This is a genomic window from Enterobacter sp. 940_PEND (assembly GCF_001059415.1).
Lineage (GTDB): Bacteria > Pseudomonadota > Gammaproteobacteria > Enterobacterales > Enterobacteriaceae > Enterobacter > Enterobacter cloacae_M.
Window position 1 is genome coordinate 22,758 of sequence record NZ_JUMS01000035.1, and the last position, 6,393, is coordinate 29,150.

4 protein-coding genes are annotated in these 6,393 nt (G+C 57.0%); 1 reads left to right on the plus strand and 3 read right to left on the minus strand.

Going from position 1 to position 6,393, the window contains the following annotated elements:
* Nucleotides 1-33 precede the first annotated feature (33 nt).
* The 3 genes from mscM to rsgA form a co-directional block, all read right to left on the minus strand.
* Nucleotides 34-3,357 (minus strand): miniconductance mechanosensitive channel MscM, encoded by a 3,324-nt coding sequence (gene mscM, locus ADJ24_RS05345; protein ID WP_023310127.1) that lies wholly within the window; start codon nt 3,355-3,357, stop codon nt 34-36.
* 19 nt (nt 3,358-3,376) lie between these two features.
* Nucleotides 3,377-4,345 (minus strand): archaetidylserine decarboxylase, encoded by a 969-nt coding sequence (asd, locus tag ADJ24_RS05350; RefSeq protein WP_029739893.1) that lies wholly within the window; start codon nt 4,343-4,345, stop codon nt 3,377-3,379.
* Between the two features lie 97 nt (nt 4,346-4,442).
* A complete protein-coding gene (rsgA, locus tag ADJ24_RS05355; protein ID WP_023310129.1) occupies nt 4,443-5,495 on the minus strand; it encodes a small ribosomal subunit biogenesis GTPase RsgA in 1,053 nt (350 codons plus the stop codon).
* 107 nt (nt 5,496-5,602) lie between these two features.
* Between rsgA and orn the strand changes: the two genes are divergently transcribed.
* Nucleotides 5,603-6,148, plus strand: coding sequence for an oligoribonuclease (gene orn / locus ADJ24_RS05360; protein WP_023310130.1), 546 nt, complete (start codon nt 5,603-5,605; stop codon nt 6,146-6,148).
* Nucleotides 6,149-6,393: the final 245 nt, after the last annotated feature.

Below are 6,393 nucleotides of genomic sequence, written 5' to 3' on the forward strand. Positions count from 1 at the left end.
CCTCTCCCGCGGGAGAGGGTTGCACCGCTTATCTTACAAACTTCCCGCCGGACGCGTACGCGCCGCTGACGTCAGCGTTCTTCCCGTTTTACGCCCGTCCAGGCTTTCCAGGCGCATCTGGAACGGTGGGAACGGCATATCAATACCGTGCTCGCGGAAGCCCGCCAGAATCAGCTGGTGAATCTCATGGCGCAGCGGCATACGGTGTCCCATTTCGGCGGCGTAGATACGCAGCTCGAAAATCTGGATCCCCTGCTGTAGATCCACAAGGAATACTTCCGGCGCCGGGTTGTCGATCACCAGCGAGCAGCGCTCAGCGGCGGTGTAGAGGATCTGGGTCACCTCTTCGCTGTTGGCGTCCGACGGCGCCGGTACCGTCAGCACCACGCGGGTAACGGAGTCTGACAGCGACCAGTTGATGAACTGCTCGGTGATAAACGCCTTGTTTGGCACGATGATCTCTTTCCGATCCCAGTCGCTGATCGTCGTCGCACGGGTATTGATCTTCGTGATGCTGCCGGTCAGATCGCGGATCGTGACGGTATCGCCAATGCGGATCGGTTTTTCGAACAGAATGATCAGGCCAGAGATGAAGTTGGCGAAGATCTCCTGTAAACCAAAACCTAACCCTACACCAAGGGCCGCCACCAGCCACTGCAGCTTCGACCACTCAATACCGATCATCGAGAAGCCAACCAGCCCGCCAAACAGCATGATCAGATATTTAGTTATGGTCGTAATCGCATATCCCGTCCCCGGGGTTAAATCCAGATGCTGCAGAAGCGCCAGCTCCAGCAGGGCAGGGAAGTTGCGCACCAGCTGCGTGGTGATAATCAACACCAGTATGGCAATCAGCACCGCCCCTAAGGTAATCGGCTCCAGGCTTTCAACGCCCTGCACCGTGGACGTCACGTCCCACAGAGAGATGTTCTCCAGGAAGCCAAATGCAGAATGGATCTCCGACCACAGGAAGATCACCGACAGCAGGGCTATGAGCATCAGGATGGAGCGAACCAGACGCAGGGACTGGGTACTGATGGCATCCAGATCCAGTTCGACCTCGTCCGCTTCGGTTGTGCCTTCCGTACTGTTGACGTGGTTTGGCTCTTCCTCTCCCCGCGCACGCTGGGCAAGAATCTCTGCCCGGCGATGCTTGGCACGGTCAAACGCCAGACGCCGCCGCTGGATCAACATCCAGCGGCGGATCACGTGGTACACCACCAGAAGCAGGAACCAGATGGCCACCGAGGTTTCCAGTCGCGCCAGCAGCGCCTTCGAGGTCGCCAGATAACCTACTGCGGCTGCCAGCATCGCAACCAACGGTGCGCTAAGCAGCAGGTTCCAGAGCAGCCGGTTGAACATGTTGTCGCCGCTGCCGGATTTATCCAGATAGAGCGGAATGCCAGCGCGTTTCAGGCTGAGCGTAACGATGGCCAGCGCCCCACAAATCAGCATGAAGCAGAGGCGGCCCAGCGAGCCTGAGAACTCCCGGTCGTTGAGATTATCGAACATGATCAGCGCCATAATCAGCGGCACAATCAGCCCGATGCTCATCAGGTAGTAACGCATAGCGCGCGCGACGCGATTACGCGGCCAGCCAAAGTGGGTGATAAACAGGCCATTGGGGCGCGCGAAGGTGGCGCAAATCATGACCACCCACAGCAGCGGCACCGTGGCGGTGACGCCATCGCCAATCGCGACCGCGAGCGGATAGGGCCAGGCTTCCCGCAGGCCATACCCCAGCGTCATCCACAGCACCGGCAGCGGGGAGGCGACAAGAATCGACCAGAATACGGTGCGCAACGTCAGCCAGAAGTGATCCTGGGTGACTTTCCCGACCCTGGAGCTGGAACGCTCCAGGAAGCGGGTGAAATGTCTGCGCGAGTAAATGCTGAAGCCCACCAGAATCAACGCCCCGAGCAGCGGGAAAATGGTCTCTTTGCTGGTAAACATCATCACGCTGGCCTGTCCCAGCTGGCTGACGGTGTCCAGCGAAATCAGGCGGCGCAGGTCCTGGACAATCTCAATCGGCCACGAGAATGTCATCGGACGCACGTCGGAGGTCCAGAAGAGATAACGGTGCGTCGCCTCGTTCACCTCTTTCAGCGCATCTTCCAGCTGGCTGTTGGAGACTTTTAGCTTGGTCAGCTCCAGAATCAGCGTATCTCCGCCCTGGAGCAGAGAGTTCAGCAGTTCACGCTGGGTACGCAGTTGGGCTTCCAGAATGCGGTTTTGCTCGCTGGTCAGGGGCTGGCCGTCAGCCTGACGGATCTGGCGGATTTGCGGCTGTTTATTGAGAAGATCTTCAAAGTGCAGTCGCTGAACGCGCAGCTGGGCCATCTCGGTATCCAGCTGCTGCGGCTTCGGCATTTCCGGCAGGCGCGCGACCTGGGCGCGTAACGCTTCGCCCAGCAGGTTTGATGACCCGAGCCACTGGGACTGCTCGCGCAGGGTGTTGAGCGCCTGACGCACCTGCAACGTTTGATTGGTCGCCTGACGTTGCTGCGAGGCAACCAGATCCATGCGCTGCGCCTGCTGATTCAGCGCGGCAGAAAGCTCGCGGTTGACCCTGAATTGTTCGTTGATACCGGCAGGCAGGTTTTCGCTGTTTTCCGCCAGCAGTTCGGTGCTTTCCAACGCGCGCTCCGCTTCACGCTGGCGCTGGCTGTTGAGCTGATTGCGCAGGGCCTGGAGATACGCATCCAGCTGCTCGCTCTGCTTCTGAGCGAGTTCAGAGCGCATCCGCGACAGTTCCTGGCGGTTATTGGCGGAAAGCTGCGCCAGCTCCAGCTCATCGACAAGGGCCTTCAGGCGAGCCGATTCTGCCTGCAGGCCCAGATTTTGGGCCTGAGCCTGTGGCGTATTGCCGCTTTGCGTACCCACGCGACGCTCAACTTCATTAAGCTGGCGGCGGGCATCGGTTTGCTGTTGCGGAAGCTGGCTGAGGGAGTCGGCGATTTCACGCGCTCGCTCCTGCTCCTGCTGGGCAAGGCGGCTCTTTTCCAGAAGCTGGCTGCTGACCTGCAGGATCTCCTGGTTCAGAGCGTCCGAGGTCATGCCTGCGGGCACGTCGCGCGGTTCGTCACGCAGATTATTGAGCTGCGCGCGCAGCGTCTGCGAGAGTTTGGGGAAGTTGTCGATAACCTGCTGATACTGCTGAGCGCGCTCAAGAGAGCCTTTCCGCTCCTCAAGCGCATTCAGGGCAGACTGGAGCGACTCGACGGTCTCTGGCTGAGCGGGTTTGGCCGCTTTTGCCTGCTCCAGTTCCTGGGTTATCTGTTTGGCGTCGGGGGCTGTCGCTGCGTACGCCCCCATGCTGAGGCACCAGGCCATCAGTAGAACGATAATCGGGCGCACGTCAGCGATCCTTCTGTTGTTAGCCTTCGTCTTTTTTGTCGTCAACCAGCGGGCTGGCGTCGTGCTCGGCGTTAATCTCTTCCTGTGACAGAGGAGCAGGTTCTGCATCCGGCGTCACGAAGGTTTCAGTAGAGACCGCCAGCGGCTGGCCCAGTTTGGTGACCGACAGGCTTTCGAGCTGTTCAGCCAGCTTCACTTTGCCCGGCGCAAACAGGTTGATTACGGTAGAGCCCAGCTTGAAGCGACCCATCTCCTGACCTTTCAGCAGGGCCACCGAGCCTTCCGCTTCACCGGCAGGCCAGGTCCAGCGTTTGATCACGCCTTCGCGCGGTGGGGTGATGGTGCCGGCCCAGACGGTTTCGATGCTGCCTACGATGGTCGCACCGACCAGAATCTGCGCCATAGGGCCAAATTCAGTATCGAACAGACAGATGACGCGCTCGTTACGGGCAAACAGGTTCGGCACGTTCTGCGCGGTCAGGTGGTTTACGGAGAACAGGTCGCCCGGGACGTAAATCATTTCACGCAGGATACCGTTACACGGCATATGCACGCGATGGTAGTCGCGCGGTGACAGATAGGTGGTGGCAAACGTACCGTTACGGAACAGATCCGCCATCAGGTAGTTACCCGCCAGCAGCGCTTCCAGACTGTAATTATGGCCCTTCGCCTGCAGGATTTTGTCGTCTTCGATGTTACCCAACTGGCTGATCACGCCGTCTGCAGGCATCACCAGGACGTTAGGATCGGTGTTCAGCGGGCGCACTTCGTCACGCAATGGGCGTACGAAGAACTCGTTGAAGGTGCGGTAGCTGGCGGTATCCGGCTTTTGCGCCTCTTTCATATCGACCTTGTAATATTTTACGAAAAGGTCGATGACCAGTTTGGTCAGCCAGCCCGCGCGTTTGCTTGCGCCCCAGCCCGCCAGGCGAGTGAGCCACAGTTTTGGCAGAATGTATTGAAGCGAAAGTTTAAATGCGTTTAACAAGGTAGCCTCCAGGCCATTGTTTTGTCGTTCCTGATCCGGCGTTAAGCCGCCGGAACCTGAAAAAAGGGGACGATTTTAGCGATGCTTAGCTTAGTTGTCAGTTATCAGAATCAGAAAAGTTTTTACGCGTTTTTACGTCTTCCATGCTCTCAAGAATACGGTGGTAATTCTCGAAGCGGGTTTCCGCGATCTCGCCTTTCTCAACCGCTTCACGGATAGCGCAGCCAGGGTCGTTATCGTGTTTACAGTCGCGGTATTTACAAGCGCCTAAATAATCATGGAATTCGACAAATCCGTTAAAGATTTGTTCCGGCTCAAGGTGCCACAAACCGAACTCACGCACGCCCGGGGAGTCGATCACGTCGCCGCCGTGCGGGAAATGATACAGACGCGAGGCGGTGGTGGTGTGCTGGCCCAGGCCAGAGACGTTGGACACATCGTTGGTCAGGATTTCTTGCTGGAGGCCAAGCAGGTTGTTCAGCAGGCTCGATTTACCCACGCCGGACTGGCCCGCAAAGATGCTGATACGGTCGGTCAGCGCCTCTTCCAGCGGTTTAAGGCCATCTTTGGTGTGGCTGGAGACCATCAGCACGCGGTAACCAATCTTGCGGTAGATATCCATCTGCTCATTCACGAAGGCCATGCCGTCGTCATCCAGCAGATCGATTTTGTTCAACACGATAATCGGTTCAACCTGCAGCGTTTCGCAGGCGACGAGGTATCGGTCGATAATGTTGAGAGAAAGCTCAGGTAAAATCGCCGAAACAATGACGATCTGGTTAATGTTGGCGGCAATGGGTTTGACCCCGTCGTAGAAATCGGGGCGGGTTAAAACGGACGTGCGCTCATGAACCGCTTCAACGATACCTTTTACCGTAACGCCTTCCGCCGCCTCTTTACCCGGTCGCCAGACCACGCGATCGCCGGTAACCAGTGAACGGATGGTGCGACGGATATTACAACGGTGGATATCCCCGTCGGCGGATTCGACATCGGCATGCATACCGAAACGGCTGATGACTATGCCTTCTGTCGCTTCACCAAACAGGTTGTCGTCATAATCCGGCTTCTCCGAAGTGGTTTTAAGACGGCGCTGGTGGTTGGCGTTTACGCGGCGCTGCTGCCCTTTGGAGAGTTTATTTTTACTCAATCGCGCTGGCTCCTGGTCGCCCGTAAGGGGCAAAACCTCTATGATACACTCTAATTAATACTAGTTAACCTGCTACTGCCGGTTATGCGAGAAGGGTGGAAAATAACATGAGCGCGGATGAAAACAACCTGATTTGGATCGATCTCGAAATGACCGGGCTGGATCCCGAGCGCGATCGCATCATTGAAATTGCAACGCTGGTGACGGACGCTAACCTGAATATCCTGGCTGAAGGGCCAACGATTGCAGTGCACCAGTCCGACGACCAGCTGGCTTTGATGGATGAATGGAACGTGCGCACCCACACCGGCAGTGGCCTGGTGGAGCGCGTGAAGGCGAGCACGTTCGGCGATCGCGAGGCGGAGCTGGCGACGCTTGAGTTCCTGAAACAGTGGGTTCCGGCAGGCAAATCGCCTATCTGTGGGAATAGCATCGGCCAGGATCGCCGTTTCCTGTTTAAGTACATGCCGGAGCTGGAGTCATATTTCCACTACCGCTATCTGGATGTCAGCACCCTGAAAGAGCTGGCGCGTCGCTGGAAGCCTGAAATCCTCGATGGCTTTAAAAAGCAGGGGACTCACCAGGCGATGGACGATATCCGTGAGTCCGTGGCGGAGCTTTCCTACTACCGCGAAAACTTTATTAAGCTGTGATTTTGCGATCCGGCGCCTTGCGTGGCCGGGTTTTTGTCGTTAAATTGTTCAGCTTGCCGATTAATTAAGCATTTGAACTTAATTTCGAAAAAATCGCTTTAAGGGGGGTTGCAGCTAAAAGGATTTCTCGTATAATGCGCCTCCCGTAACGACAGAGAATTACACGTTACGACAGCAACAAAAGCAGTGCAGATTTGCGGGAATAGCTCAGTTGGTAGAGCACGACCTTGCCAAGGTCGGGGTCG